At 68.5% G+C, this 25,412-nt stretch carries 26 protein-coding genes; 17 read left to right on the top strand and 9 right to left on the bottom strand.

From position 1 onward, the window contains the following. Positions 1-269 precede the first annotated feature (269 nt). Positions 270-1,094 carry an ABC transporter permease gene (locus ACFWMR_RS08030; protein ID WP_093936142.1) on the bottom strand — a complete coding sequence of 275 codons (825 nt, stop codon included), beginning with the start codon at positions 1,092-1,094 and terminating at the stop codon, positions 270-272. Beyond that, positions 1,084-1,980 carry an ABC transporter ATP-binding protein gene (locus ACFWMR_RS08025; protein WP_378377869.1) on the bottom strand — a complete coding sequence of 299 codons (897 nt, stop codon included), beginning with the start codon at positions 1,978-1,980 and terminating at the stop codon, positions 1,084-1,086. The genes ACFWMR_RS08030 and ACFWMR_RS08025 overlap by 11 nt, the downstream gene beginning before the upstream one ends. Positions 1,981-2,135: 155 nt before the next feature. Between ACFWMR_RS08025 and ACFWMR_RS08020 the strand changes: the two genes are divergently transcribed. Further along, positions 2,136-2,594, top strand: coding sequence for a hypothetical protein (locus ACFWMR_RS08020; protein WP_378377868.1), 459 nt, complete (start codon positions 2,136-2,138; stop codon positions 2,592-2,594). A gap of 49 nt (positions 2,595-2,643) precedes the next feature. Here ACFWMR_RS08020 and ACFWMR_RS08015 read toward each other — a convergent pair whose 3' ends face one another. Beyond that, positions 2,644-2,967 (bottom strand): hypothetical protein, encoded by a 324-nt coding sequence (locus tag ACFWMR_RS08015; protein ID WP_378377867.1) that lies wholly within the window; start codon positions 2,965-2,967, stop codon positions 2,644-2,646. A 31-nt stretch (positions 2,968-2,998) separates the two neighbouring features. Beyond that, positions 2,999-3,649 (bottom strand): hypothetical protein, encoded by a 651-nt coding sequence (locus ACFWMR_RS08010; protein WP_378273743.1) that lies wholly within the window; start codon positions 3,647-3,649, stop codon positions 2,999-3,001. Between the two features lie 758 nt (positions 3,650-4,407). On the opposite strand from ACFWMR_RS08010, the gene ACFWMR_RS08005 reads away from it, so the two are divergent. From ACFWMR_RS08005 to ACFWMR_RS07995, 3 genes are all read left to right on the top strand, one after another. Next, positions 4,408-6,897 carry a CHAT domain-containing protein gene (locus ACFWMR_RS08005; protein ID WP_378377866.1) on the top strand — a complete coding sequence of 830 codons (2,490 nt, stop codon included), beginning with the start codon at positions 4,408-4,410 and terminating at the stop codon, positions 6,895-6,897. A 213-nt stretch (positions 6,898-7,110) separates the two neighbouring features. After that, positions 7,111-7,626: a lytic polysaccharide monooxygenase auxiliary activity family 9 protein gene (locus ACFWMR_RS08000; RefSeq protein ID WP_093936148.1), complete on the top strand. Its 516-nt coding sequence runs from the start codon at positions 7,111-7,113 to the stop codon at positions 7,624-7,626. Positions 7,627-7,703: 77 nt separating this feature from the next. Beyond that, on the top strand, positions 7,704-8,663 hold the full coding sequence (locus tag ACFWMR_RS07995) for a DNA polymerase domain-containing protein (protein WP_378377865.1): 960 nt from the start codon (positions 7,704-7,706) through the stop codon (positions 8,661-8,663). Here ACFWMR_RS07995 and ACFWMR_RS07990 read toward each other — a convergent pair. The 3 genes from ACFWMR_RS07990 to ACFWMR_RS07980 all read right to left on the bottom strand — a co-directional run bounded on the left by ACFWMR_RS07990 (position 8,660) and on the right by ACFWMR_RS07980 (position 11,247). Continuing rightward, positions 8,660-9,253, bottom strand: a complete 594-nt coding sequence (locus tag ACFWMR_RS07990; RefSeq protein WP_378377864.1) for an AAA family ATPase — start codon at positions 9,251-9,253, stop codon at positions 8,660-8,662. The genes ACFWMR_RS07995 and ACFWMR_RS07990 overlap by 4 nt on opposite strands. A gap of 66 nt (positions 9,254-9,319) precedes the next feature. After that, the gene (locus ACFWMR_RS07985; RefSeq protein WP_378377863.1) at positions 9,320-9,985 is read right to left on the bottom strand and encodes a DUF998 domain-containing protein; all 666 of its coding nucleotides are present in this window, start codon (positions 9,983-9,985) and stop codon (positions 9,320-9,322) included. A gap of 110 nt (positions 9,986-10,095) precedes the next feature. Continuing rightward, positions 10,096-11,247 carry a beta-ketoacyl synthase N-terminal-like domain-containing protein gene (locus ACFWMR_RS07980; protein ID WP_093936151.1) on the bottom strand — a complete coding sequence of 384 codons (1,152 nt, stop codon included), beginning with the start codon at positions 11,245-11,247 and terminating at the stop codon, positions 10,096-10,098. A gap of 134 nt (positions 11,248-11,381) precedes the next feature. Between ACFWMR_RS07980 and ACFWMR_RS07975 the strand changes: the two genes are divergently transcribed. The 4 genes from ACFWMR_RS07975 (at position 11,382) to ACFWMR_RS07960 (ending at position 16,166) form a co-directional block, all read left to right on the top strand. Further along, positions 11,382-13,958, top strand: a complete 2,577-nt coding sequence (locus ACFWMR_RS07975) for a sensor domain-containing protein (RefSeq protein ID WP_378377862.1) — start codon at positions 11,382-11,384, stop codon at positions 13,956-13,958. Between the two features lie 129 nt (positions 13,959-14,087). Next, complete coding sequence (locus tag ACFWMR_RS07970; protein WP_378377861.1) at positions 14,088-14,672, top strand: Rv1733c family protein; 585 nt, start codon at positions 14,088-14,090, stop codon at positions 14,670-14,672. Positions 14,673-15,238: 566 nt separating this feature from the next. Continuing rightward, positions 15,239-15,802: a TetR/AcrR family transcriptional regulator gene (locus tag ACFWMR_RS07965; RefSeq protein WP_378377860.1), complete on the top strand. Its 564-nt coding sequence runs from the start codon at positions 15,239-15,241 to the stop codon at positions 15,800-15,802. A 1-nt stretch (position 15,803) separates the two neighbouring features. Then, positions 15,804-16,166: a tautomerase family protein gene (locus tag ACFWMR_RS07960; RefSeq protein ID WP_378377859.1), complete on the top strand. Its 363-nt coding sequence runs from the start codon at positions 15,804-15,806 to the stop codon at positions 16,164-16,166. On the opposite strand, the gene ACFWMR_RS07955 is transcribed toward ACFWMR_RS07960, so the two are convergent. After that, positions 16,167-16,862 (bottom strand): CDP-alcohol phosphatidyltransferase family protein, encoded by a 696-nt coding sequence (locus tag ACFWMR_RS07955; protein WP_378377858.1) that lies wholly within the window; start codon positions 16,860-16,862, stop codon positions 16,167-16,169. A gap of 60 nt (positions 16,863-16,922) precedes the next feature. On the opposite strand from ACFWMR_RS07955, the gene ACFWMR_RS07950 reads away from it, so the two are divergent. The 6 genes from ACFWMR_RS07950 to ribA are packed head-to-tail and all read left to right on the top strand — an operon-like array spanning position 16,923 to position 21,820. Further along, a complete protein-coding gene (locus ACFWMR_RS07950; RefSeq protein WP_378377857.1) occupies positions 16,923-17,903 on the top strand; it encodes a zinc-dependent alcohol dehydrogenase in 981 nt (326 codons plus the stop codon). Between the two features lie 21 nt (positions 17,904-17,924). Next, the gene (locus ACFWMR_RS07945; protein ID WP_378377856.1) at positions 17,925-18,323 is read left to right on the top strand and encodes a 6-pyruvoyl trahydropterin synthase family protein; all 399 of its coding nucleotides are present in this window, start codon (positions 17,925-17,927) and stop codon (positions 18,321-18,323) included. After that, positions 18,320-19,387 (top strand): glycosyltransferase family 4 protein, encoded by a 1,068-nt coding sequence (locus ACFWMR_RS07940; RefSeq protein ID WP_378377855.1) that lies wholly within the window; start codon positions 18,320-18,322, stop codon positions 19,385-19,387. The genes ACFWMR_RS07945 and ACFWMR_RS07940 overlap by 4 nt, the downstream gene beginning before the upstream one ends. Next, positions 19,384-20,202, top strand: a complete 819-nt coding sequence (locus ACFWMR_RS07935) for a class I SAM-dependent methyltransferase (protein ID WP_378377854.1) — start codon at positions 19,384-19,386, stop codon at positions 20,200-20,202. Before ACFWMR_RS07940 ends, ACFWMR_RS07935 begins: the two co-directional genes overlap by 4 nt. Then, positions 20,199-21,185 carry a lysylphosphatidylglycerol synthase transmembrane domain-containing protein gene (locus ACFWMR_RS07930; protein WP_378377853.1) on the top strand — a complete coding sequence of 329 codons (987 nt, stop codon included), beginning with the start codon at positions 20,199-20,201 and terminating at the stop codon, positions 21,183-21,185. The genes ACFWMR_RS07935 and ACFWMR_RS07930 overlap by 4 nt, the downstream gene beginning before the upstream one ends. Beyond that, a complete protein-coding gene (gene ribA / locus ACFWMR_RS07925; RefSeq protein ID WP_378377852.1) occupies positions 21,182-21,820 on the top strand; it encodes a GTP cyclohydrolase II in 639 nt (212 codons plus the stop codon). Before ACFWMR_RS07930 ends, ribA begins: the two co-directional genes overlap by 4 nt. A gap of 69 nt (positions 21,821-21,889) precedes the next feature. On the opposite strand, the gene ACFWMR_RS07920 is transcribed toward ribA, so the two are convergent. After that, entirely contained in the window at positions 21,890-22,585 is a 696-nt protein-coding gene (locus ACFWMR_RS07920) for a creatininase family protein (protein ID WP_167406248.1), read from the bottom strand. A 17-nt stretch (positions 22,586-22,602) separates the two neighbouring features. Between ACFWMR_RS07920 and ACFWMR_RS07915 the strand changes: the two genes are divergently transcribed. From ACFWMR_RS07915 to ACFWMR_RS07905, 3 genes are all read left to right on the top strand, one after another. Next, entirely contained in the window at positions 22,603-23,391 is a 789-nt protein-coding gene (locus ACFWMR_RS07915; protein ID WP_378377851.1) for an inositol monophosphatase family protein, read from the top strand. Between the two features lie 80 nt (positions 23,392-23,471). Continuing rightward, a complete protein-coding gene (locus ACFWMR_RS07910) occupies positions 23,472-24,566 on the top strand; it encodes a glycosyltransferase family 4 protein (protein ID WP_378377850.1) in 1,095 nt (364 codons plus the stop codon). A gap of 54 nt (positions 24,567-24,620) precedes the next feature. After that, entirely contained in the window at positions 24,621-25,358 is a 738-nt protein-coding gene (locus tag ACFWMR_RS07905; protein WP_378377849.1) for a Long-chain-fatty-acid--CoA ligase, read from the top strand. Positions 25,359-25,412 lie beyond the last annotated feature (54 nt).

Genomic DNA, 25,412 nt, shown 5'->3' with positions numbered 1-25,412 from the left:
TATTTCCACACACCCCTCGAGCCTTTCGGGCCACCTGGCCGTGACCGGTCCGGTCACGCGGGACTGTGTGGATTTCGGAGCGTCCAACGCACCAAAATCCACACAGTCGGCGCCCGAGTCCCGGTGCCACGCAGAGCCACTGACCCGTTCCACGGGCACGCCACATTTGCCGTACCCCTTAAGAGAACCCGAAACGCCACTCACGACCCGCTTACGCGACTTTGTCGGGACCCTGACCTTGAGGGTAGGGAAGGAGGCCTTCACGGACTTCAGAGGACATCCCGGCGCCGCAGCAGCCAGCCGCCGAGGGCGGCGAAGACCACCAGGTACGCGGCCACCACCAGCGTCGCCTGGGAGACGCCGACGAGTTCCCCGATCCCCGGCGTCCCACTCGAAGCGCCGAGCGACGCGGCCAGTGAACCGGCGTTGGCCCCCGGAAGCGCCCGCTGCAGCGTGTCGACCCAGGAGAGCAGCGGGGCCGCGACCCCGAACAGCAGGTTCTGGACCACCAGCAGCCACACCAGGCCGAGCCCGATCGGCAGCGCCACCCCGCGCATCGCGATGGCGAGCACCGCGCCGAACGCCGCCCAGGTCATCGCGATCAGCCAGCCCGCGCCGATTCCCGTCAGCAGCGAGCCGATCGTGGGCCAGTTCATCGGCTCGCCCTCGGAGGAGGCGATGACCGCGCTCGTGACCGCGCCGGTCGCGAAACTCGTCAACACGACCGTCAGGGTCGCGGCAGCCAGCGCGAACAACTTTCCACTGTAGACAGTCAGCCGCGAGGGACCTTGTGTCAGCACGGTCTTCCACGTGCTCCAGCCGTATTCGGTGCCGACGGCCAGCACCCCGATCACGAGCATGATCGCCCCGAGGAACACCGGCAGTCCGCCGATCGAGTTGCCGACCAGGTTCGACGGCATGGTCGAGGCCAGTCCGCGATCCGTGCCGGGCGCCCCGCTCGAAGACCCCGCCGCGCCCGCGAGCGGCAGCAGGTAGGTGAAGGTCAGGCCGAGCACGACCGCGATCCCCAGCATGAACCAGTTCGCCGGACGCCGGACGAGTTTCGCGAGCTCGGCGGTGCAGCTACCCCACATGACTTGCCACCTCTCCGGTGAGCTCGAAGAAGACCTGCTCCAGATCCCGTTCGCGGGCGTGCAGTTCGCGCACCGCGATCCCTTCCGTGACGAGTTCGCGGTTCAGCCACGACGCGCGCTCCGGATCGACCGTCAGATCGAGCCCTGCCCCGCTCGCTCGCACGTTCTCCGCGCCGATCCAGCGCCGCACCAGATCGGCGGCGCGCGGGTTCTCGTCGGTCTCGATGTGCAGCACCGTGCCGCCGCGGAGTTCGGCCACCGTGTTCTCCGCGACCAGCCTGCCGCGGGAGACGACGCCCACCCGGTCGCAGATCTGCTGGACCTCGCCCAGCAGATGACTCGACAGCAGCACGGTGCAGCCCTCCGCGCCGAGCCGCCGGATCAGCACGCGCATGTCGGCCATCCCCGCCGGGTCGAGCCCATTGGTGGGCTCGTCGAGGATCAGCAGCCGCGGATCCTTCAGCAACGCCGCAGCGACCCCCAGCCGCTGCTTCATGCCGAGGGAGTAGGCCGAATACCGGTCCTTGCCGCGGTCGGCGAGATCGACCATCGCGAGGACTTCGCCGACGCGGAGCGGATCCGTTCCGCTGTAGCGGGCCAGCACCTTGAGGTTCTCCGCGCCGGACAGGTAGGGGTAGAACCCGGGCGATTCGATCAGCGCGCCGACTCCGCCGAGATCGCCGGGCGGCTTGCCGAACAGCCGCACGCTGCCCGACGTCGGCCGGACGAGGCCCAGCAGCATCCGCAACGTCGTCGTCTTGCCCGCGCCGTTCGGGCCGAGGAAGCCGTAGATCTCGCCGGGCAGCACGGTCAGCTTCATCCGGTCGACGGCGAGCTGTTCTCCGTACCGTTTCGTGAGTTCGTCTGTGTCCACGGGAAGGTTCATGGTGACGAATGGTGTCTCGGGAGAGGCCTTCGCCACATCCGTTCCCAGGCGGCACCACGCGTACGTCAGGAGACGTAGGCGATGGCCGGAATCCTGCGACATCTGTCGAAAACACCGGTACCGGGCACCGGGGAGACGATTCTAGGCTCGGTGGCGTGTCGAAAGTCCTTTTGATCATTCACGTGCTCGCCGCCGTCATCGCGATCGGTCCGGTCACCGTCGCGGCCAGCATGTTCCCCGCCGCCGCCAGGAAGGCGTTCGCCGAGCCGGGTTCCGGTCTTTCCGTGCCGCGCCTGCTGAACCGGATTTGCCGCGTCTACGCGATTCTCGGCCTGGCGGTGCCGTTCTTCGGCTTGGCGACGGCGGGGAGTATGCGGGTGTTCGGTGACGTGTGGGTGATCGTGTCGATCGTGCTCACCGCCGCGGCCGCCGGTGTGCTGGCGCTGCTGGTCCTGCCCGGACAGAACGCCATCCTCGCGGCGCTGGCCGCCGAGCCGCCGTCGGAGCCGGTCACGGCCGGCCGCGTGGCGATGTACACCGGGATGTTCAACCTGCTCTGGGCCGTGGTGACGGTTCTGATGATCGTGCGGCCCGGCTCCACCACCGGCGCGTGAATGGTGGGGACGGTTCAGGGCAACCGTCCCCACCACTCACGAGTCTTCGTCAGGCGTTGAGCAGCTGATTGAAGAACGAGCGGTAGCGGCGCAACGCGATCCGGAGATCCTCGGTGGCCGGTTCGCCCTGGCTCCACTCGGCTTCCAGTTCCTTCTTGTGGTCCGCGAAGGTCGTGGCCAGGTTCTGGATCACCACGGCGACCAGTTCGTCGGCCTCCCTGACGGCCCGTTGCGGATCGTCCACAAAGGCCGTCTGGATGCCCTGCCAGCTGTCCCGGAACCGGTCGACGTCGACGTTGTCGAACAACGTCTGCGCCTCGTCCTCACGGTGCTCGGCCGCCGTATCGCCCGCGCGCTCGGGCGCCGCCGCCACCAGGTCTTCGGTGCTCAGCGTGTGGCCCCCGTCAGCGGTCCGTTCCTCGTCGGGCCGATCCGTCGTCCCCGCGACGCTTTCCGTTGTCCGCGGTTCCGTTTCCTCGGTTCCGAGCGGCCTGCTGTCCATGACTCTTCGCTCCTTCGCCACCATCGTCGGTCAAAAGATCTTCGAACACCTCTCGGTAGTGCTTCATCGCCTCACGCATGTCCTCCGTGGACATTTCGGATTCCCGATGACGCTCCAGCGTGTCGTGTCCGGCGCGATAGTGCCGCAAGGCGTTCGCGTGCCGGACGGACAGATCCGCGAGCTGCTGGTCGTACCCTTCGGTCGGGTAGCCGCGCTCGGCCATCAGGGAGACCAGTACCCGATCCGCCTCGACGACGGCGCCGGACGGACGGTCGACGAACTGTTCCTGGATCAGCGCCCATTCCTGCGCGTACCGGTCCTTTGTGGACGAAGGCAGTGGCCGGATGTCGAGATCGGAATGCCGTTTCATCCGCGACGTGAGGTCGCGTTCCGCTTCCCGCGGGCTCTCGTGTTCCTTGACGGCCCGGTCGTATTCGGGCCCGAACGTCTCTTGTAATCGCCGCCTGCGCTGCCCCTGGATCACGAACCAGGCAGCCGCTCCCACAACCAGGACCGCGGCGATCACGATGATGACGACCAACCACGTTGGCATCGTTATCTCCTCCGGATTTCTCGCCGGTCAACCCCCGACGGGCCATGAGTTCCCGGGCCTTCGTGAGCGGAAACCCTTGTGCCGCAAGAAGTTTTGGATCTTAGGCCGGATGGCGCAGTGAAATGACCTCGATCCGGCCTTGTTCCGGTGAGCGGGGTAAGCCCTTGTCGGCCATTCGGATCAGGTCGTAAGGCTCGCTAACCAGGCGTCCCTCTAATGGGTGCCGCCGATGACTCAGTGTAGGTAAAAACTCCCGATCACTGCTCCGTTGTGGCACTATTGCCCCGTTCGCAGGAAGAGGGCCTGTGAACAGAGGGGGCCCGGCGTTCAAGGGCTGCCTGGTAAGACAAAGAAAGATCATCAGGGGAGGAGATCGTCGAATGTCGACGCCTACGGACGTCAAGGATCCCATCGGTGAGGAGGAGCCGGTCGACCCGGCTCAGCCCACGCCTGACCAGGGGGAACACCAGCACAGCCCGGACTGCGATCACTATCGTGACAAGCTCCTGGAATGCTCAGGCGGTTGCGTGCAGACTCCGCCGCCCACTCCCTGATCCGTGACTCGAAGGGGTCCGGTCGTGAAGTTGTTCAACGGCCGGGCCTCCTTCGGCTACAGCGTGTGTTGTCATAGTTCAGTGGCTGTGATTGAGCTGAAGCACTCCGAGGTCATCCGTGAGGCTCGGGGGCTGCATCGTGCCGGTGTCGATGCGGCGTGTTCGGCCCGCCAGCGCGAAGGCATTCGTCTGCTCCGCAGAGGTATGGCTCTGCTGGACTCCATTCACCCTGTCGCCGCGGAACATCACAACGACTGGCTGGCGACCAGGATCCGGCTGACCTGCACCATCGCGGCTCTTTCGTCAGAGACCGCGGGTGAGGTCGCGGCGGGCATGGCAGGTCTCGACGAAGTCCGGCTCTTGCTCGAATCCGTGTCCGACGCGCTTCTGCGTGCCGAACTCGGAGGACAGCTGGACCACAATTACGCTCTCCTGCTCATGGCCGCGGGCAGGAATCAAGAAAGCTTGGCCTACTTCGATTCGTCCATCGGGCAGAAGAACGTGGTCCTGGCTTCCGCGGAAGACCCGGCTTCGCTCTTGGGGCCTTATCTGGGCACGCTGGCGACACGCGGCTTGGCCAATACTCGATTGGGCGATGTCCGCAAGGCTCGCGACGACTTGACGCGCTCCATCGATCTCGCGGAGCGGCATGAGCTCAAAGCGCAGGCCGCCGATGTGATGAGGCCGCTCGGCTCGCTGGAGCTTCGAGTCGGGAATGTTCCTGCGGCGCTGCGCATCTTCAACAAGGGTGAACGCATCTATCGCGCGCTCGACATGAAGGTCCCTCCGCTCCTGCGGCTCGCTCAAGCCCAGGCCTTGTTGACGGCCGGGCTCGCGGAAGAGGCCGGAGGGCATCTTGACGAAGTACTGCCGGCGATGCTCGCGCAACGAAGTATCAGCCGCGATCTCGCGGACGTGGAGCTGTTCCGCGCGTCCGCCGCGCTGATGACCGACGACCTGGAACTCGCGCGAACGTATGCCGCTTCGGCCCGGCGTCGTACGCTGCGCTGGGGGTGTCAGACCTGTGTCGCCAACGCGACCATCGTCGGTCTCCGCGCCGACGTGCGCGATGCCTTGCGCACCAACGAAATCCCGCCGACGCTGACAGCTCGCGCGCTCCGCGCGGCCAACGGGATGCCGATGCCGCGGCTCTCCGATCAGGCCGCGCTGGCGCGCATGCTGGCCGTCCGCGTCGAGTTGCGGAAGGGAAAACGCAAGCGTGCCACCGAATTGCTCGACCGGATTCCGCGGCCGGGACGGCTGACCTCCGTCGATTACCGCATGCTGCGAAGGCTCTGCCTGGCGGAACTCGCGGTGGCCGAAGGGAACAAGACCAGGGCCTTGGCCGAGATCCGGGCCGGGCTCACCGAACTCGACCGCGTCCGCGACCGGATGGGCGGCCTCGAACTGGTGTCCGGGACGGCGCTGCACGGCCGGGAGCTGGCGGATCTGGCGGTCAAGATCGTGCTGGAGCGGGCCGACGCGGCCCGGTTGTTCGGCTGGACGGAACGGACTCGCGCGCAGAGCTACCGCTACGAACCCGTCGCCGCGACCGATCCGGACCTCGCGGAGCGCGTCGGTGAGGTCCGGGGGCTCGATCAGGCGATCCACCAGGCGCAGCACGACGGGCACCCGACGGCGGCCCTGCGCGCCAAGCACGCCGAACGGTTGCGCGAGGCGCATCGGCTCGGGTGGCACACCGGGCGGTGGGGCAAGCCACGGCCGATCGCGCGGCTCGCCGAGGTCGCGGAGGAGCTGGGCGAGCGCGCGCTGGTGAGTTTCGCGTCTTCCGGGGACGACCTGGTGGCCGTGGTCGTCGCCGGTGGGCGGTGCGAACTGGTGCGGCTCGGCTCGGCCGCGCGGGCGGCGGAGTCCGCGCGGATGCTGAACGTCGACCTCGACGCCCTGGCGCCGGATCGGCTGCCGCCGCTCCTGGTCCAGTCGGTACTCGGTTCGGCGCGGAAACAAGCCGAGCGGCTCGACATCCAGCTGATCCGCCCGCTGGAAGAGCTGCTCGGGGACCGCGGCCTGGTCGTCGTGCCGACCGGTCCGCTGTACGCCGTCCCTTGGGGGGTGCTGCCGGCGCTGCGCTCGCGGCCGATCGTCGTCGCGCCGTCCGCGACGGCGTGGCTGTGGGCCGAGCGCTCGGCGACGCCGGACTCGCGGAAGATCGTCCTCGTCCGCGGCCCGGGTCTCGTGGGGACCAGGGGCGAGCTGGACAAGCTCACCATGCATTACCGGGACGCGCACACGCTGACCGGCCCCGACGCGACGGTGACGTCCGTGCTCCAGGCGTTGGACGGCGCGAACCTCGCGCATATCGCGGCGCACGGCGCGCACGAACCCGAGAACGCCTTGTTCTCCCGGCTGGAACTCGCCGACGGGGCGCTCTTCGCGCACGAGATGGCGGGGCTGGCGCAACCGCCGTCGCAGGTGGTCTTCGCGGCGTGCGAACTGGCGCTGAACCGGATCCGGCCCGGCGACGAGGTGCTCGGTTTCGCCAGCGCGTTGCTCGCGAGCGGTTCGCGGACGGTGATCGCGCCGTTGAGCCGAGTCGGTGACGAGGCCGCGGCCGCGGCGATGGACGACTACCACCGCGGACTGGCCGAAGGCGCCGGACCGGCGACGGCCCTGGCGGACACCGTCGCCGTTGATCCGTTCCGGCGACCGTTCGTCTGTTTGGGTGCGGGCTGAACGTACGGCTTGACAACCCCTGTTCGATCTTCACGACTCCAAGTGCCCGGTTGGTTACTCTTGACCGAGTCGTCTGAACCAATTATGGTCTAGACCACATTCGCCAGCCTCCGCGCTTCGGCGGATGTGGTCCCGACCTTCATTGGTTTTTCGCTCGCTGTGGCCCAGGAATCTCGAGTCACCGGTGGGTGTTGAGATGGGAAAGGGGTAGGCATGAGCTTCAAACGACGGCTTTTGACCCTGGCGGCGGGTACGGCAATGGTGCCGGCGGCTCTGGTTGCGATCCCGGCGGGAACCGCCAGCGCGCACGGTTACGTTTCCTCGCCCCCGAGCAGGCAGGCACAGTGCGCCCAGAACACGGTTTCCTGTGGCTCCATCAAATGGGAGCCGCAAAGCGTCGAGGGTCCCAAGGGGCTCATGAGCTGTAACGGTGGTGTCGGTCGTTTCGCCGACCTCAACGACGACAGCAAGGGCTGGAAGGTGCATTCCCTCGGCCGTACCACCACTTTCCGGTGGACGCTGACGGCTCGCCACCGCACCAGCACCTGGGAGTACTTCGTCGACGGCGCCAAGGTCGCGTCCATCAACGACAACGGTGCGCAGCCTGGGGCCACGGTCACCCACAGTGTGAACCTGCAGCAGAGCGGGCGGCACAAGATCCTCGCCCGCTGGAACGTCTACGACACGGCGAACGCGTTCTACGCCTGCATCGACGCCAACATCAGCTAAGCGTCGGGCTCGTGGGTGGTGAAGACGGTGAGAACCGGCTTCACCACCCACGAGTTTTTTTGTGCAAGGCTCACCCCATGAGCGATGACGAGCGCGACGGGGTCAAGCTGACCAACCTCGACCAGCCGCTGTTCGAGGGCGCGACCAAACGCGATCTCGTGGACTACCTGGACGCCGTCGCGGACCGGATCCTCCCGGTGCTGGAGAACAGGCCGCTTTCGGTGATCCGTGTCCTGCGCGGCCAGGGCCCGTTCATGCAGAAGAACCTGCCCAAGTACACACCTGACTGGGTGAAGCGGTACGGGATGTGGGCGGAGACGTCGAAGCGGCAGGTGTCCTACGCCCTCTGCGACGACCGCCGCACGCTGCTGTGGTTCGCTAACCAGCGCGCGGTCGAATACCACCCGACCTTGATGACCGCGGACACCGAAGCGGGCCCGTCCCATCTCGTGCTGGATCTCGACCCGCCGCCCGGGGACGATTTCGCGCATGTCGTCAAGGCGGCCGGGCTGGTGCGGCAGGCACTTTCGGACTCCGGGCTGTCCGGTGCGGTGAAGACCAGTGGTTCCAAGGGAGTGCACATCTTCGTCCCGCTGGTGCCGGGGCAGGGCTTCGAAGACGTCGCGGCCGCCACTCGCGCGCTCGGTGCCCGCGCTGAGCAGGTCGACCCGTCGGTCGCGACGACCGCGTACATCGTGGAAGACCGCGAGGGAAAGGTGTACCTCGATTCGACGCGGGCGGGCGGCAACACGGTCGCGGCGGCGTACAGCCCGCGGCTGCGGCCGGGACTTCCGGTGTCGTTCCCGGTGTCCTGGGACGATCTCGAAAACGTGGTCCCCGCCGATTTCACCGTCTACACGGCGCCCGATCTGTTGGGGGACAAGGATCCTTGGGCCGACGCGATGCCCGGGCCGCAGACGCTGCCCGCCGACCTCGTCGAACAGGGGCACACGATCCCGGTCGCCCGTGTCGTGGCGATGCACGAAGGGAAACGCCGCGCGAGGCTGCGTGCCCAGGAGGGCCAGGACAACGCCTAAGCGGCAGGCCGCTCGACCGGGAGGAGCCGGACTCTTCCCGGCTCCTCTTCCGTGACGAACCGCAGCGCGCCGGTGACCTCGCGGGTCACCATCCGCGCGCCGCGCCAGCCCGCCGGGACCCAGCCCGCCCGCAGGTCACGCCGCACCTTCTCGGCCCTTTTGACGTGACGGGCGAACGAATGCCGCCGGATGACGCGCCCGCGCGCGATCTGGCCCGCGCGCGCCTCCTCCGGGGAGACGTCGAGCCACAGCAGCCGGACGGGGCGGCGGCTCACCAGGCCGAGCAGGGCCAGCAGTCCGCGTGTCGTCGCGCGGGTCGAGGGCTCGTGCACGATCAGCGGGCCGCCGTCCGTCAGCGCGAACCGGACGACTCTCGCACGGTGCCACATGTGGACCACCGGCCGGTAGCACCGGTACGGCAGCGCGGCGGGCAGGCGTCCGCGCAGCCGGGCGCGGACCTGGTCGGAATCGAGCACCGGTAGCGCACCGGTCGCCGCCCTGGACAGCAGTGTGGTCTTCCCGGCCCCGGGAATCCCCGCGACCACCAGCAGATCGCGCCGGCCGAGCTGGAGTGCGATGCGATCGGTCATAAGGCCTCAACGACCCGGCCGATGATAAAGGTTCCTTTACCTTGATCCGCTCGGCTCCGGTACTGGTCAGGCCGTCATGGGTGTCTCCGGTGTCACCGTCCGGTCGGGAAGCAGCGTCCCGCCTTTGGTGAGCCACGCGACGCCGAACGCGAAGATCGCCACCGATTCCAGCCACAGCGCCGGGTAGAGCGACTTCGTCGCGTCGTCGAAGACGAGGCCGCAGAGCACGATCAAGGCCAGACACACCAGCATGATCACGCCCGAGGTGACGTACAGCCGGTTCCGTTCGGGTTTGCGGGCGCCGGGGATCTCCTTGTCCGACTTGGTGAACAGCACGATGCAGAAGAAGGCCAAGGTGAGGAAGAAGACGGCGGCGAAACCGAGGTGCAGGTAGCCGATGAACACGTCCTCGCGGTCACCGTTCGACGGTGTGGTGGGGAAGAGCGCCACCCCGACCGCGGCCACCGCGGCGATGTTCCCGGCGATGTCGTCGACCCGGCCGTAACCCCGATAGGACAACAGGAAGACGCCGATGGCGCACATGACGCCGACCCAGACGTCACGCATTCCCGAGTAGTAGTAACCGCTGATCGAGTTGAGCAGGCCACCGCCGTCGACGATCAGCTTCCCGAAGATCAGCACGAAGGGCAGCCCGATCCCGAGGAAACCTATGGCGCGCCGCAGGAACAGGTAGTTGCGGACGAGATTGTCGGATGCCGTTCGCGCGCCCATGATCGCCTCCGTGCTCAGTGCGTTGTCACTACTCGGGAGTATCGACCACGTGAGCACGGTAAATGACGGTTCGTGACGACGTTGAGACCGTGTGTTATCGAATTGGCCGTCTACGCGGTGTCCAGCACGACAGAGGTCACGTAGCCGCCCATTCCGATCGACGTCTTGACGGTGAGCCCGCTTTCCGGCCGGGTCGGGCCTTCCAGCAGCTGCGGATGCCCGTCGGCCACCGGTTTCGGCGCCGGGATCAGATCGTGCTCCGCCGCCAGGCAGCTCGCCGCGATCTCGGTGAGCGCGCTGCTCGACTGGCTGTGCCCGGTCAGCGGTTTGATCGAATAGATCCGGGTGCTGCCGGGGAAGACCGTCTCGAGGATCCGGGATTCCGTGCGGTGACAGAGTTTCGTGCCGGTGCCGTGCGCGTTCACGTAGCGGATGTCCGCGGCGGAGACGTTCGCGTTCTCCAGTCCCTCGGTCACCGCCGCGATCGCGGTCGTCGGGTCGGGGTCGAGCGCCATCGCGTTGTGCGCCTCGTGGGTCATGGCGCCGCCGAGCACGGACGCGTACGAATCGGTCTTCCGCTGGGTCAGCACTATCGCGACCGCGGCTTCGGAGAAGGTGAAACCCATTGTGCCCTCTTGGAAAGGACGGCACGCCTCCAGCGGCGGCACGTCGGTGATCGCCACTCCGCAGTGCACGAAGTTGCGGACCACCGGCCTGGTCGCGGACAGGTCGGTGGTGAGCACCACGACGTCGTCGGCCATGCCCGCGTCCAGCCACATCTTCGCGGTGAGGGTCGCCGCGCTGCCGGTCGCGCACATGGCGGACGTGGTCATCGACGGGCCGTGGAAGCCGAACTCCGCCATCAGCGAAGCGATCGGGGTCGAAGGCATCATGCCGATGAACTCGCGCCGGTACATGAGCTGATCGCCCATCTCGGTGAGCCTGTCCCAGCTCCGCAGGTCCTCGCGGACGCCGCCGGCGATGACGCCGACCCGTCGTCCCGGTGACCAGCCCCGTGAGCCGGCGTCTTCGATCGCGTCACGTGCCGCCGCGAGCAAAGCGCGGGCGTGCAGACTGCCGTCACGGGATCTGCCACCCTCGGCGACGTGCGCGACCCAGCCCGGCAGATCCGGCGTCTCGCCGAAGCCTTCGGTGAACTGGGCGCAGGGGACGCCGCTCGCGAGGCCCTCCCAGAGTGATTCGCGGCCCCAGCCGTAGGCGGTTACGGCGCCGATGCCGCAGATGTCTGTTTTGCTCCGCACGTGTTTCCCTTCAACTACATTCAGTCAACGCTGGGGTGGAATAGCCGCACCGATCAGCTGTCCGAGGGGGACGGCTACGTCGATTTAGTGATCTAATCGGAAGCTACAGCAGTCGAGTAGGGGGTTTGGATCAGATGGATCCTGACGATCTCGACGGTGGGACTCCCGACACCCACCGGCCCTCGGATCAGGATTCCTCGCCAGCGAACGGCGCCGCGACCCGCACGGTTGGAGAACCCGACCGGCATGCCTCGCTCGTCCGTCTGCTGACCGAGTTGTCCGCCGAGAGGGATCACCGCGGTGAACCCGCGCTCGCCTTTCTCGGCCAGGGGTACCGCCTTTTGGAGCAAAATTCCGACGGCGGCGCATTGGGCACGCAATATCTCACGATGGTCGAGGCGAGCCCTTACGGGATCTGTGTCCACCAGCGGGGCAAAATCGTGTTCGTGAACTCCGCCGCCATGCGGTTCGTCGGCGCGAAGGTGTCGACGGAGCTCATCGGGATGCACATCACAGACCTGGTCGAGGCGGATTCGCAGGACGCGCTGCTGGCGCGGATCGGTTCGCTGGTTTCGCCCGGCTCGTTCAGTGAACCGACCGAAATGACGCTGCGGACCCTCGGTGGCCGCGGCGTCACCGTCGAATCGCAGGCGGTGCTGACGACTTGGGAGGGCGAACCCGCCTACCAGGTGATCATGCGCGATCTGACCACGCAGAAGGCGGCCGAGGTCGGCCTGCGGTTCCAGGCCGCGCTGGTCGGGCACGCGAGTGACGCGATCATCGCGACCTCGCCCGACGGGCTGGTGACGAGCTGGAATCCGGCGGCCGAGGCCGTCTACGGGCACGACCTCGACCAGGTCATCGGTGTGCCGGTGGCCGAGGTCGTCGGCGCGCCGATGAGCCCGCGGGAGGTCGTCGCGGCGGGCGGTGTCGTGCAGGCGACGCATTACAGCGCCGACGGCACGGCGCTGGCGGTGCGGGTCTCCGCGGCCGAGATGTTCGACGGCTACGTGCTGCTGTGCGCCGACGAGACCGCGCAGCGCCGGGCCGAGGCCGAATTCGCCACCGTCGTCGAAACGCTCGACGAAGGGGTGCTGGTGGTCGGCCCCAGCGGGCGGATCGAACTGGCCAACTCCGCGGCGCACCGGATCTCCGGTGTCCCGGAAGGCTCCCTGGTCGGACTGGAGAGCCGGACGCTGCGGCTGCACGACGAGAGCGGCGCCCCGGTGCCCGTCGAGGATCTGCCGTCCGCGCGCGTGCGGCGGTCCGGGAAGGTCGAGACCGGGAGGGTCGTGCAGGTGCGGCGGCGCGACGGTGCGCACCGCTGGCTTTCGCTGACCTCCGGCCCGCTGATGGCGCCGGGGCAGAGCGTGCCCTCGGTGCTGACGTCCTTCGCCGACATCACCGAACGGCGGGCGATCAGCGAGCGGCTGGCCTACGAGGCCACCCACGATCCGCTGACCCGGCTCGCGAACCGCACGCTCGCGCTGAACCGGCTGCGTCTCACGATCGCCGATCCGGCTCGCACGACCACCGTGATGTTCATCGATCTCGACAAGTTCAAGATCATCAACGACTCGCTCGGTCATACCGTCGGCGACCAGGTGCTGCGCATCATCGGCGACCGGCTGCGGGCCGCCGCCGGCCCGTCGGACCTGGTCGGGCGGCTCGGCGGGGACGAGTTCCTGGTCATCACCACCGGTTATACCGAAGCCGCCGAGGTGCGGGCGCTGGCCGATCACCTTCAGCGACATCTCGCGGAATCGCTCACGGTGCACGGCCGGGAACTGCATATAAATACGAGTATCGGAATAGTGATCGCAGAGCCCGGCGATACCCGCAGTGCCGACGAATTGCTGGAAGACGCCGATTTGGCGATGTACCAGGCGAAAACATTCGGACCGGGCCGCTATGCCTTCTATGCGCCACTCATGCGGAAACGAGTACGGGACCGATTCGCACTGGAGCAGGATCTGCGCAACGCCGTCGCGGAGGGCCTGGTCGAGACCGTTTATCAGCCCGTCGTGGATTTGCGGACCGGCGAAATGGTCGCGGTGAAGGCGAAGTCCCGGTGGAATCACCCTGCCCGGGGGTCGATCGATCCGGCGGAATTGGCCGAGATCGCCGACGACGGCGATCTTTTGACGATCATCGGTGCGAAAGTCCTTGCCAAGGCCGCCGGCGAGATCTCGCGATGGCGTGCCGATCATGGTGTGCACTGTAATGTGAATGTGAGCCTTTCGGTCCGCCAACTGGGCGATCCCACGTTGCTGCAAGTGGTACAGACAACTTTGGAGAAGGCGGGGCTGGGGCCCGGGGATCTGAGTCTCGACGTCGACGAGACGGCGCTGAAGGACGCGGCCGACGCCGTCGACGCGCTGCGGAAGACCGGCGTGCGGGTGACCGCGGAACGGTTCGGCGCCGGGTACTCGTCGCTCGCCCAGCTGTGCAGACTCGACCTGAACGTGATCGAAATCGACCGGTCGTTCGTGGCCGACCTCGGGATTTCGAGCGACGCCGAGCCGATCGTCGCCGGGATCATGGCGATGGCGCACGCTGTCGATCTCGTGGTGGTCGCCGAGGGAGTCGAGACCGCGCAGCAGTTGAAGGTGCTGCACGAACTCGGCTGCGATTGGGCGAAAGGGCCGCTGGTGGCGCCGCCGGGACCGCTGGGGGACCTGAAGCCCGAGTACCCGCACGTGGTGCGGTGAACCGGGCGGCCGCCGCGTACGTGATCCCGATTGAGATCGTTCCTCGCGGCTGACGGGACCAAAGCCTCCTGTCACTCCGGCTCTTCGCGACGCAGTCTTGTCGGTGGGGAACCGGTGAGGAGGCCCGTCGTGTCGTTCGTTTTCCTGTGGCGCCGGATCTGCCCCGGCCGGAACCCGCTCGCCCGGATCACCGACCGGATCGAGGCGGCCATCCTCATCGGCGGTGTCCTGGCGGCGCTGCTCGGCGTCCCGCTGGCCGCCGCGGCCGGTTCGGAGGCCTACGCGACCATGATGGCGCGCTCGGACTTCGAGACCGCCACGCGTCATGCGACGAACGCTGTCCTGCTCGAAGACGCTCCGCCGGCGCGTGTCGGCGTCGACGGGACTCCGTCCGCCGAGACCGCTCGGGTGCGGGCTCGCTGGGAGCTGTCGGACGGGACCTTGCAGGATGGCCTCGCGACCGCCGATCTCGGCGCTTCGGCGGGTGACGGGGTGACGGTGTGGCTCGACGAGTCCGACGCCGTCGTCGCTCCGCCGGTGATGCCGCTGGACGCGGCGAGTACCGGGATCGGCGTCGGGGTGGGGGTATGGCTGGTCGGCGTGACGCTGCTGGCTTCGGGATACCTGTTCGCGCTGCGCCTGCTTGACCGGGCGCGGCGGGCGGCCTGGGATCGGGAGTGGGAGCGGCTCGGGCAGGACTGGACGCCTTCCTGAGCGTGTCGCTTGTCGGGTCCGGAGGGCTGAAGGCTCCGGCCTTGGTGGTCTCAAGTACATGAAGGGGTCCTTCACGGAGCTAGGCGCAAGGATGGGGGCCTTCATGTACTTGGGTGGGTTGTGAAGGCCTCCTTGCCTACTTTGAGGGTAGGAAAGTAGGCCTTCACGGACAGCCCGGGTCGCATCTAGAGGACTAAATGCGTTCTCGGCGTGGTCCCGGGGCAAGTCCGTGAAGGGGGCCTTCACGGACCCTGGGTCCCTCAAGGAGTCCTTCACGGACCGCCGAATCGCCTCAGGAACCTCAGCCGCCTCATGTGTCACATCAGGCGCGCGTGAAGGGCCTTCGCGATGGCCCAAGTACATGAAGGGGTCCTTCACGGAGCTAGGCGCAAGGAAGGGGGCCTTCATGTACTTGGGTGGGTGGCCTCGCATTCAGAGGACTAAATGCGTCCGCCTTGGGGGCGGCGAAGCGCTGACCTGCGGGTTCGAGGGAAAGTGATAGCAAAGGTCCCTTGCTCCCGCCGCCTCGGGTTGAGCCTGTACCTACTAGTATGTACAGTTTGGGTGTGGACAAGAGGGAACAGCTCATCGAGAGCGCTCGCGAGCTCCTGTGGGAGCGCGGGTACGTCGGCACCAGCCCGAAGGCGATCCAGGAGCGCTCCGGCGCCGGTCAGGGCAGCATGTACCACCACTTCCAAGGCAAGTCCGGACTCGCGCTCGCCGCTATCGGCCGCAACGCCGACGAGCTGCGCGCCAGGGCGGAGGCCGAGTTCTCCGGGCCCGGCACGGTCGTCGAGCGGGTCACCGCCTACCTGCGCCGCGAGCGCGACGCGCTCAAGGGCTGTCCGGTCGGCAAGCTCACCCAGGACCCCGACGTGATGGCCGACGCGGACCTGCGAAAGCCGGTCGAGGACGCCTTCGGCTGGGTCACCGGCCGTCTCGCCGAACTGCTCGAAGAGGGCCGCGCGGCCGGTGAACTCGACGCCTCGCTCGATCCGCTCGCCACGGCGATCGCGCTGGTGGCGGTGCTGCAGGGCGGTTACGTCCTCGCCCGCGCCGCCGGGTCACCGGACGTTTTCGCGAAAGCCGTCGACGGCGCCCTCGGCCTGCTCACCACCAAGGAGAACTGACATGCCCTTCGTCCGCATCGACACCGTGGGGACCGACAAGCTCGAAGCCCTCGGCAACGCCGTCCACGACGCGATGGTCGAAACGCTCGGCATCCCGGCCGACGACCGCTTCCAGGTCCTCAACGGCCAAAGCACCCTGAAGTACGAGGAATACCTGGGGATCCATCGGGACGAAGGGATGGTCTTCGTCGCGATCACCATGCGGCCCGGGCGCACCGACGAGCAGAAGAAGTCGCTGTACCGCCGGATCGCGGAACTCGCCGGGGAGTACGCGGGGACCGAGCCGCGGAACGTGTTCGTCACGGTCTCCGAAACGGATCTGGTCAACTGGTCGTTCGGGAACGGCGAAGCGCAGTACGCCTGATCAGGCGGGAACGGGAGCGAAGGTGTGCTGCTCCAGCAGCCACCACGTGTCGCGGCCGAAAGACCACGTCAGCAGCCCCAGCGCGCCCAGCGTGACCACGAAACCGGCCCAGAGCGGCAGCACCGTCGAAGCCACCACGACCAGCACGATGCCCTGCACCGCCGCGACCGTCTTGCGCGCCATGCTCGGCGGCAGCGGGGCGTTCAGCCACGGCCACAGCCTGCTCGCGGCGACGAAGACGTAGCGCATCGCGCCGATCGTGAGCACCCACGGGCCCAGCGACTGCGCGACGACCACGCTCAGGATCAGGATCAGATACGCGTCGACCTCCATGTCGAAGCGCGCGCCGAGCGGCGAGGCCGTCCCGGTGCGGCGCGCGACCTGGCCGTCGACGGCGTCCAGGGCGAGGGCGACCGACGCGATGACGACCATCGTGACGATCTCCCGGCCCGCGGTGTCGACGACGAGGGCGGTCACGCAGCCGACCAGCCCGGAGCGGGCGAGCGTGACGGCGTCGGCCGGACCCAGGGAGCGCGCGGTGCTCCGGTGCAGGCCATAGGTCAGGAATCCGCCGACGGCGATGCCGTAGGCCGCGCCGGCGAGCCAGCCCAGCGGGCCCAGTCCGGCGACGGCGTCCAGCGTCCCCAGCAACGCCAGCTGGACGAGGACCCTCAGGAAAATACCGGGGTTGATCACGAGGCCTCCTCGTTATGGTGACGGCGACCCCGTCTCCGGGGTCCGGCATGAGAGGACACGATGGAACGCGCCTTCTGGTTCAGTGGTTCCGGTGACGGCGAGCTCAGGCCGGTCACGCTCCCTCCGGTCGGCGACGGCGAGGTGCTGGTCCGCACGCTGTGCAGCGGCGTGAGCCGGGGCACCGAGACGCTCGTGTTCCGCGGCGAGGTCCCGGCCAGTCAACGAACGGCCATGCGCGCGCCGTTCCAGGAGGGCGACTTCCCAGGGCCCGTGAAGTACGGCTACCTCAACGTCGGTGTGGTCGAACGGGGCCCCGAAAATCTCGTCGGGCAAGTCGTTTTCTGCCTCTATCCACATCAGACGCGTTACGTCGTCCCGGCGTCGGCCGTCACGCCGGTGCCGCACGGCGTGCCGCCGGAGCGCGCGATCCTCGCCGGGACCATCGAGACCGCGGTCAACGCCGTCTGGGACGCGGCGCCGAAACTCGGCGACCGGATCGCCGTCGTCGGCGCCGGGATGGTGGGCAGCAGCGTCGCGAAGCTGCTGTCCGGCTTCCCGGCGACCAGGGTGCAGCTGATCGACGTCGACCCGGAGCGCGCGAAGGTCGCCGAAGCGCTCGGTGTCGACTTCTCGGCACCGGAGGACGCGCTGGGCGACTGTGACCTCGTCGTGCACGCCAGCGCGAGCGAAGCGGGGCTCGCGCGTTCCCTGGAACTGCTGGCGCCGGAGGGCGAGGTCATCGAGCTGAGCTGGTACGGCGACCGCCGGATCAGCGTCCCGCTCGGCGAGAACTTCCACTCACGACGGCTGACGATCCGATGCAGCCAGGTCGGCATGGTCTCACCCGCTCGCCGCATGAACCGAAGTTATCGCGACCGCTTGGCTCTCTCTTTGCAAATTTTGTCGGACCCCGTCTTTAGTGTGCTGGTCAACGGGGAATGCCGGTTCCATGAACTACCGGACGTCCTTCCGCGTCTGGCCGCGAATGAACCAGGAACGCTCTGCCTCCGTGTCACCTATCAGAGGGAGAACACGCGCTAAGGGCACTACCCGGGAGGTCCGTTGTTCAGCATCACCGTCCGCGACCACGTCATGGTGGCCCACAGCTTCCGCGGCGAGGTCTTCGGACCCGCGCAGAACCTGCACGGCGCGACCTTCGTGGTGGACGCGACTTTCCGCCGGTCCGAACTGGACGCGGACAACATCGTCGTCGACTTCGGCAAAGCGACCGAAGAGCTCAAGGCGGTACTCGCCGACCTGAACTACCGCAACCTCGACGACGTGGCGGAGTTCGCCGGGATCAACACCTCGACCGAGTTTCTCGCCAAGGTCATCGCCGACAGGCTCGCCGGCCGCGTCCACGCGGGAGCGCTCGGCGAAGGCGCGCGCGGACTCGAAGGGATCACCGTCTCGCTGCACGAATCCCACGTCGCGTGGGCGAGTTACGAGCGTGCGTTGTGAACGGCCTCCACGTCGTCCTGCCGAACGACATCGACGACTCGAGCGCGCCCAGCGGCGGCAACGTCTACGACAGAAGGCTTTGTGACGGCCTCGCCGCGGCGGGAGTGGAGGTCCACGAGATCGCCGTGCCCGGGAACTGGCCACGGCCGGACACCGAGGCGCGCAAGGCGCTGGCGCGCGAACTCGCCGACCTGCCCGCCGGTGCGGCGGTCCTGCTCGACGGACTGGTCGCCTGCGGGGTGCCCGAAGTGATCGTGCCGGCGGCGCGGCGGCTGTCGATCGCGGTGCTGGTGCATCTGCCGCTGGCCGACGAAACAGGACTTTCGCCTTCGCTCGCCACCGAACTCGACAGGTTGGAGCGGGAAACGCTCGGCGCTGTCGAGGCCGTGGTCGCGACCAGCGACTGGGCGGCGCGGCGGCTGATCGAGCATCACGACCTCGCCCCGCATCGCGTGCACGCCGTCCCGCCCGGGGTCGACAAGGCCGAAGTCGCCTCCGGGAGCCTGGACGGGACACACCTCGTGTGTGTCGCCAACGTGACTCCGCGCAAAGGCCAAGGCCTGCTCGCGGACGCGCTGAAGTCGCTCAGGGACCTCCCGTGGAGCTGCGAATGCGTCGGCGCCATCCGCCGCGAAACCCGCTACGTCGAACGCCTGCGGCGGCACACCCTCGGCGACCGATTCACCCTCACCGGCCCTCGGTCCGGCGAAGCGCTCGAAGCGACGTACGCGGCCGCGGACCTTCTCGTGCTGCCTTCGCGCGCGGAGACCTACGGCATGGTCGTCACCGAAGCGCTCGCGCGCGGCATCCCCGTGCTGGCGACCGCTGTCGACGCCTTGCCGGACACCCTCGGACGGTCGCCCGACGGCAGTGTCCCCGGGATGCTCGTCCCGGGTGAGGACGTCAGCGCGCTGGCGAAGGCTCTTCGCCGCTGGCTCACCGAACCTGAACTCCGAGAACAGCTTCGCGCTTCCGCTCGCCTTCGCCGCGAGACGCTGACCGGCTGGGAAGAAACGGCCCGGGGTGTCGCCGCCGTGCTGCTGAGCGAAAGGACGGCGGCATGACCAAGTACGCCCCGAGCTGGCTTCAACTGCGGGAAGACGCCGACGCGGCCGCCCGCGCGACCGAGTTGATCGAGCCGGTGCGGGCGTTCCTGCGCGGGCAGGACGAGGTCGTCGTCCGGGACCTCGGCTGCGGGACCGGTTCGCTCGGCCGCTGGCTGGCCCGGCGGCTGCCCGGCAGGCAGCGCTGGATCCTGCACGACCGCGACCCAGACCTGCTCACCCACGCGCTGGCCCGCACCAGCCGTCCGGGGCAGGCGTTGGACGGGAGCGAGGTCACCGTCGTCACCGAAGAGCGTGACATCACCGAATTGGGCGCCGACGACCTCACCGGGACCTCGCTCGTGGCGGCGTCGGCGTTGCTCGATCTGCTCACCGCCGAGGAGATGTCGCGCCTGGCCGAGGCCTGCGTCGAGGCGGGGTGCGCGGTCCTGTTCACGTTGAGCGTCTCGGGCCGGGTGGTGTTGTCGCCCAAGGACAAGTTCGACATCGAGATCTCCGACGCCTTCAACGCGCACCAGCGTCGCGTGACCAACGGCCGGTGGCTGCTCGGCCCGGACGCGGTGGACGTCGCGTTCGGCGTCTTCGAACGGCTCGGTGCCACCGTGCGGCGCGCGCCGAGCCCGTGGCGGCTCGGGGCGGATCAGGCCGCGCTCACCGCGGAATGGCTCAACGGCTGGGTCGCCGCCGCTTGCGAGCAGCGGCCGGAGCTTTCGCAGGACGGCGACGCCTACCTCCAGTGGCGGCTCGCGCAGTGCGCGGCCGGTGAACTGAACGCGACGATCCAGCACGAAGACCTCCTGGTGGTGCCGTCGTGAAGCGACTTTGGCCCTGGCTGAGGGTCCTCGGCGCGCTCGCGATCCTCGGGGTGCTCGTCTGGCAGCTGGGCACGCGTGCGTTCCTCGACGGACTCCGTGAGGTCGACGCGGGCGGTGTCGCCGCCGCGCTCGCGATCGGTTTCGCCACCACGGTTTTCAGCGCCTGGCGCTGGTGCCTGGTCGCGCGGCGGCTCAGCCTGAAGTTGTCGTTGCCGACGGCCGTCGGCGAGTACTACCGCGCGCTGTTCCTCAACGGGGTCCTGCCCGCGGGGGTGCTCGGCGACGTCGACCGCGCCGTGCAGCACGGCCGCGGCGCCGGTGACGTCCTGCGCGGCGTCCGCGCGGTGGTGCTGGAGCGGACGGCCGGGCAGGTCGTGGTGATCGGCGCGTCGGTCGCCGTCGTGCTCGGTACGCCGTCCGTGGTGCCGCCGCCGATCGACGGGGTCGTCATGGTCGCCGGGATCGTGGTCGTCGTGCTCGCTTTCGCGGCCGTCGTCACCGGGATGACGGCGGGGAAACACTGGATCCACAGTGGATCGAAGTGGCGCCGCGGATTCGCCGTCACCCTCGCCGACGTCCGGCTCGGCCTGCTGACCAAGGAGACCTGGCCCGGCGTGAGCCTGCTTTCCGTGGCCACCCTGGCCGGTCATCTCGCGTTGTTCGTCGTCGCCGCGCGGGCGGCCGGGGTCACCGCGCCGGTCGGCGAGCTGCTGCCGCTGATGATCCTCGCGCTGCTCGCGATGGGCCTGCCGCTGAACATCGGCGGCTGGGGCCCGCGCGAAGGCGTCTGCGCGCTGCTGTTCGGCGCGGCCGGGCTCGGTTCGGCGCAAGGCGTCACCGTGGCCGTCGTCTACGGCGTGCTCGCGCTCGTCTCCAGCCTTCCCGGTGCCGGCGTGCTGCTCGCCGGCTCCTTCAAGACCCGCACACCGGCCGCACCGCGCTTCGCGGCGAGGACACCCGTCGAGACAGGAGACACGCGATGACCGTCGAGAGAGTGGTGGAGACCAGGCTGCCGACCCGATATGGCGTTTTCCGCGCGTACGGATACCTGGACGCCGACGGCACCGAGCAGATGGCGTTGGTACACGGCGAAATCGCCGGTTTCGGCACGCTGGCGCGAGTCCATTCGGAATGCCTGACCGGCGACGTCTTCAGTTCGATGCACTGTGAATGCGGGGATCAGCTGGCCGCCGCGCTCATGGCGATCGTCAAAGAAGGCGCCGGAGTCCTCGTATACGCCCAAGGCCACGAGGGACGCGGGATCGGCCTGCTCGCGAAGCTGAAGGCGATGCGGTTGCAGGACGAAGGGCTCGACACCGTCGAGGCGAACATCGCGCTCGGGCTGCCGGTGGACGCGCGTGACTACCGCGCGGCCGCGGCGATCCTGACCGACCTCGGGGTGCGTTCGGTGCGGCTGCTGTCCAACAACCCGGCGAAGGTCGACCAGCTGACGCTGCACGGCGTGCGGATCAGCGAGCGGGTGCCGCTGCTGGTGGCGCCGAACGACGAGAACCTGCGGTACCTGCGGACGAAACAGGAACGGATGCACCACTTCCTGCCGCATCTGGACCTGGTCGACTCAGGAGAGCGCGGCCAGGTGGGCGCGGCGGGGGGCTGAAGGGGCCCTTCGCCGCATGCCATGCGACGAAAGCACCCTTCGCCACATGATATGCGGGGAAAGTCCCCTTCAGCCCAGCGCGGCCAGAGTCTCCCCGAAGCTCTCCACCAGTGACTCCAGCACCAGCCGTCCCTTTTCCGCCGTCGCCAGCGAAGGCCGCCCCACCACACCGGACTCCGAATACGGCCGAAGTCCGACGGTGAGCAGGTGCCGCCTGTCGTCGGCCAGGTGGTCCGCCTTCTCGAAACCGGGCCGGATCAGCGAAGGATGGGCGTGCAGCAAAAGGGAAGTCTCCAGTTCCCCGGCGTGCATGTCGCTGTCCAGCGACGTTTCGAGCCCGGCCGCGTCGTGCGCGGCTTGCCAGCCTTCGACACCGGGGAACAGCGCCATCGGTGACGTCGACTCCTGGACCACATTGGACAGGACGTAGTTGCCGCCGTGCGCGTTCACCAGCACCAGCTTCGGCACGCCGGACCGGCGCAGCGAGGCGGCGACGTCGTTCACCACGGCGTACAGGGTCGCGGCCGAGATACTGACCGTGCCCGCCCAGTCCGCGTGTTCGTGCGAGCAGCCGATCGTGATCGGCGGGAGCCGGAGCACCGGATACGCCGAGGCGACGGCGTCGGCGATGGTCGTCGCGATCACCGCGTCGGTGGCGAGCGGGAGATGCGCGCCGTGCTGTTCGAAACTGCCGACGGGCAGCACCGCGACGTCGGCGCCCCGGGCGCGCTCGTCGGCCGTCGTGGCCGTCGGGAACAGGTTCACCCGGCTACGGTACCCACATGACCGACCACGCCGCATTGTTGTCCGTCGCCCGCGAGGCCGTCGCCAAGGCCACCGGGATCATCCGCTCGATGACGTCGTTTTCCGTTGCCGCCAAAGGTGATCGCGACATGGTGACCGACGTCGACCTCGCCGTCGAGGACGCCGTCCGCGAGTTCCTGGCGCGCGAGACCCCGGAGATCGGCATCCTCGGGGAGGAACGCGGGCACGAGGGCGACGAGAACCTGTGGTGGGCGCTCGACCCGGTCGACGGAACGGCGAACTTCGCGCGCGGCATCCCGCTGTGCGGTGTTTCGCTCGGTCTCGTCGACGGGCTGAAGAGCACGGTCGCGGCGATCTCCCTGCCCTTCCTCGACGTCACGTACACGGCTGCCGAGGGCCAGGGCGCGTACGCGGGCGAAGAGCGTCTCGAAGCTTCGAAAGCGACGAAACTGTCCGACGCGATCGTGAGCATCGGCGACTTCGCGGTCGGCGAGGGCGCGGAGGTCAAGAACCGGGTCCGGATGGCGTTGCTGGCCGAACTCGGCGGCCGCGTGCAGCGGGTCCGGTTCCTCGGCTCCGCGGCGATCGACCTGGCCTGGGTCGCGCACGGCAAACTCGACGCGAGCGTCATCCTCGCCAACAAACCGTGGGACACGATGGCGGGAGTCCTCCTCGTGCGCGAGGCCGGGGGAGTGGTCGTCGACAGCGACGGCGGCGATCACACGGTGCGTTCGGCGGCCACCATCGCGGTCGGCGCCGGGCTGCGGGACGAGATCGTGGCGGCGATCGCGCGCGTCGGCGGGTGAAAAGTTTGTCACCTCCGGTGTGAACCGGCCGGGCGCCGTATCCGTGTTCCCTGGTAAGGCGCCCGCATCTGGAGGTAACCGTGTTCACCTCGAATGTCCGCGTGACCGAACCGGTCGTCTTCGTCCTGCCGGGGGAGGCCGGGGACACCAGCGGTGAGTACGACCGCCGCATGTGCCAGAACCTCCCGGCCACCGGCCTCCCGTTGCTCGAACTGCCGATCGCCGGCGACTGGCCGATGCCAGGGGCCTTGTCCCGGTCGAGATTGGCCCGATCGCTGGCCGCGCTGCCCGACGACACCGTGGTCCTGATCGACGGCACGGTCGCCTGCGGGGTCCCGGAGATCGTGGTCCCGCACGCCCGGCGGCTGCGGCTGGCCGTCCTGGTCCACCAGCCGCTCGCCGACGACCCCGCGCTCGACCCGGCGCAGGCCGCCGAACTCGACGCGTGCGAGCGGGAGACCCTGCGACTCGCGGGAATGATCGTCGCCACCGGGCCGTGGCTCGCGCGGCAGCTGATCGACCGGCACGACCTCGACCCCACCCGCGTCTACGTCGCCACACCCGGCACCGACGCGGCCCCGCTCGCGGCAGGCGCGGACGGCGTCTCCCGGCTGCTGTGTCTCGCGCCGATGACCGCGCGCCACGGGCAGGACGTGCTCATCCGGGCGCTTTCGACGGTCGACGAACTGGCGTTCAAATGCGTGTTCGCCGGGGCGACGCACCACGATCCCGCGTACGTCGACGAATTGCGCTGGACGGTCGAACGGCTCGGGCTCGGCTCCCGGATCAGCCTCATCCGGCCGCCGGAAGACCTCGATCTGGTCTACGACGGCGCGGACCTGCTCGTCCTGCCCGCTCGCGGCGGCACGTCCGGGCTGGTCGTCGCCGAGGCACTGGCGCGCGGGATCCCCGTGGTGGTCACCGATACCGCCGGCGCGCACGACGCGCTCGGCACGGCGCCCGGCGGCGGGGTTCCCGGCATGCTGGTGCCGCCGAACAACCCGTCGGCGCTCGCGACGGCGTTGCTGCGCTGGTCGCTCGACGCCGAACTCCGTCACTCACTGCGCACGGCGGCGCTCGCGCGGAGCAGTGCCCTCGAGGAATGGGACGTGGCGGCGGGCAGGCTCACCGACGTCCTCTCCCGGTTGCAGTCCGCGCCGCGTCAGATGGCTTGATCATCGCCCGTAAGCAGCTATCGGGGCGATCTTCGGCTCGGTTGACTTGGCGGCATGCGAATCGTCGATCTTGCGTCCCGACCCGATCTGCTGGATCCCGCGCTGAACCTCGGCGACGTCGGCGGTGAGTTCATCTACGCCGGGTTCAGCGGGAAGATCATCACCCCGGAGCGGTTGCTGCGGCACTGGTCCCGGTATTTCCTGATCGCGCTGGACGACGACGGTGCGCCGATCGCGCGGGCGCTGTCGGTCCCGCTGACCTACCCCGCCGAAGACCGGCACGAACTGCCCGCCCACGGCTGGGACGAGGCGATCCAATGGGCCGCGCAGGACCTCATGGACGGCCGCGCGCCGGACACCCTGTGCGCGCTGGAAGTCGTTGTGGCTCCGCGGATGCGGGGGACAGGGTTGTCGACGCCGATGCTCAAGGCGCTCAAGGCCCGGGCTGCCGAAACGGGGCTGAAGCGGCTGATCGTCTCGGTGCGCCCGATCGGCAAGGAGGACGAGCCGGACGTCTCCATGGAGTCCTACGCCGTGCGGCGCCGCGAAGACGGGCTGTTCGCCGACCGCTGGCTGCGCACCCACGAACGGCTCGGCGCGCGGATGATCAAGATCTGCCCGTTCGCCGTGACCATTTCGGGCTCGATCGCGGACTGGAAGGAGTGGAGCGGGGTCGACCTCGTCGACGGCGACAACGTGATCCCCGGCGGGATCGCGCCGGTGCACGCGAACGTGGAGCGGGACTGCGGGGTCTACGTGGAGGCGAACGTGTGGATGGAACACCCGTTCTGAGCGGGATCGCGCAGAGCCACTGACCCGGCCGCCGGGGCATTCCTCGCGATTTCC

The organism is Amycolatopsis thailandensis, assembly GCF_042723255.1.
Taxonomy (GTDB): domain Bacteria; phylum Actinomycetota; class Actinomycetes; order Mycobacteriales; family Pseudonocardiaceae; genus Amycolatopsis; species Amycolatopsis thailandensis.
Note: the sequence above shows the minus strand (reverse complement) of the source record. Positions and strands in the feature narration are given on the sequence as shown.

Coding starts and splice junctions, on each gene's coding strand:
- ACFWMR_RS07995 (WP_378377865.1), top strand. CDS start 7,704: ATGAGCGATGACGAGCGCGACGGGGTCAAGCTGACCAACCTCGACCAG.
- ACFWMR_RS07975 (WP_378377862.1), top strand. CDS start 11,382: ATGGATCCTGACGATCTCGACGGTGGGACTCCCGACACCCACCGGCCC.
- ACFWMR_RS07905 (WP_378377849.1), top strand. CDS start 24,621: ATGCGAATCGTCGATCTTGCGTCCCGACCCGATCTGCTGGATCCCGCG.
- ACFWMR_RS07935 (WP_378377854.1), top strand. CDS start 19,384: ATGACCAAGTACGCCCCGAGCTGGCTTCAACTGCGGGAAGACGCCGAC.
- ribA (WP_378377852.1), top strand. CDS start 21,182: ATGACCGTCGAGAGAGTGGTGGAGACCAGGCTGCCGACCCGATATGGC.
- ACFWMR_RS07950 (WP_378377857.1), top strand. CDS start 16,923: ATGGAACGCGCCTTCTGGTTCAGTGGTTCCGGTGACGGCGAGCTCAGG.
- ACFWMR_RS08000 (WP_093936148.1), top strand. CDS start 7,111: ATGAGCTTCAAACGACGGCTTTTGACCCTGGCGGCGGGTACGGCAATG.
- ACFWMR_RS08010 (WP_378273743.1), bottom strand. CDS start 3,649: ATGCCAACGTGGTTGGTCGTCATCATCGTGATCGCCGCGGTCCTGGTT.
- ACFWMR_RS08005 (WP_378377866.1), top strand. CDS start 4,408: ATGGCTCTGCTGGACTCCATTCACCCTGTCGCCGCGGAACATCACAAC.
- ACFWMR_RS07985 (WP_378377863.1), bottom strand. CDS start 9,985: ATGGGCGCGCGAACGGCATCCGACAATCTCGTCCGCAACTACCTGTTC.
- ACFWMR_RS08025 (WP_378377869.1), bottom strand. CDS start 1,980: ATGAACCTTCCCGTGGACACAGACGAACTCACGAAACGGTACGGAGAA.
- ACFWMR_RS07990 (WP_378377864.1), bottom strand. CDS start 9,253: ATGACCGATCGCATCGCACTCCAGCTCGGCCGGCGCGATCTGCTGGTG.
- ACFWMR_RS07960 (WP_378377859.1), top strand. CDS start 15,804: ATGCCCTTCGTCCGCATCGACACCGTGGGGACCGACAAGCTCGAAGCC.
- ACFWMR_RS08030 (WP_093936142.1), bottom strand. CDS start 1,094: ATGTGGGGTAGCTGCACCGCCGAGCTCGCGAAACTCGTCCGGCGTCCG.
- ACFWMR_RS07915 (WP_378377851.1), top strand. CDS start 22,603: ATGACCGACCACGCCGCATTGTTGTCCGTCGCCCGCGAGGCCGTCGCC.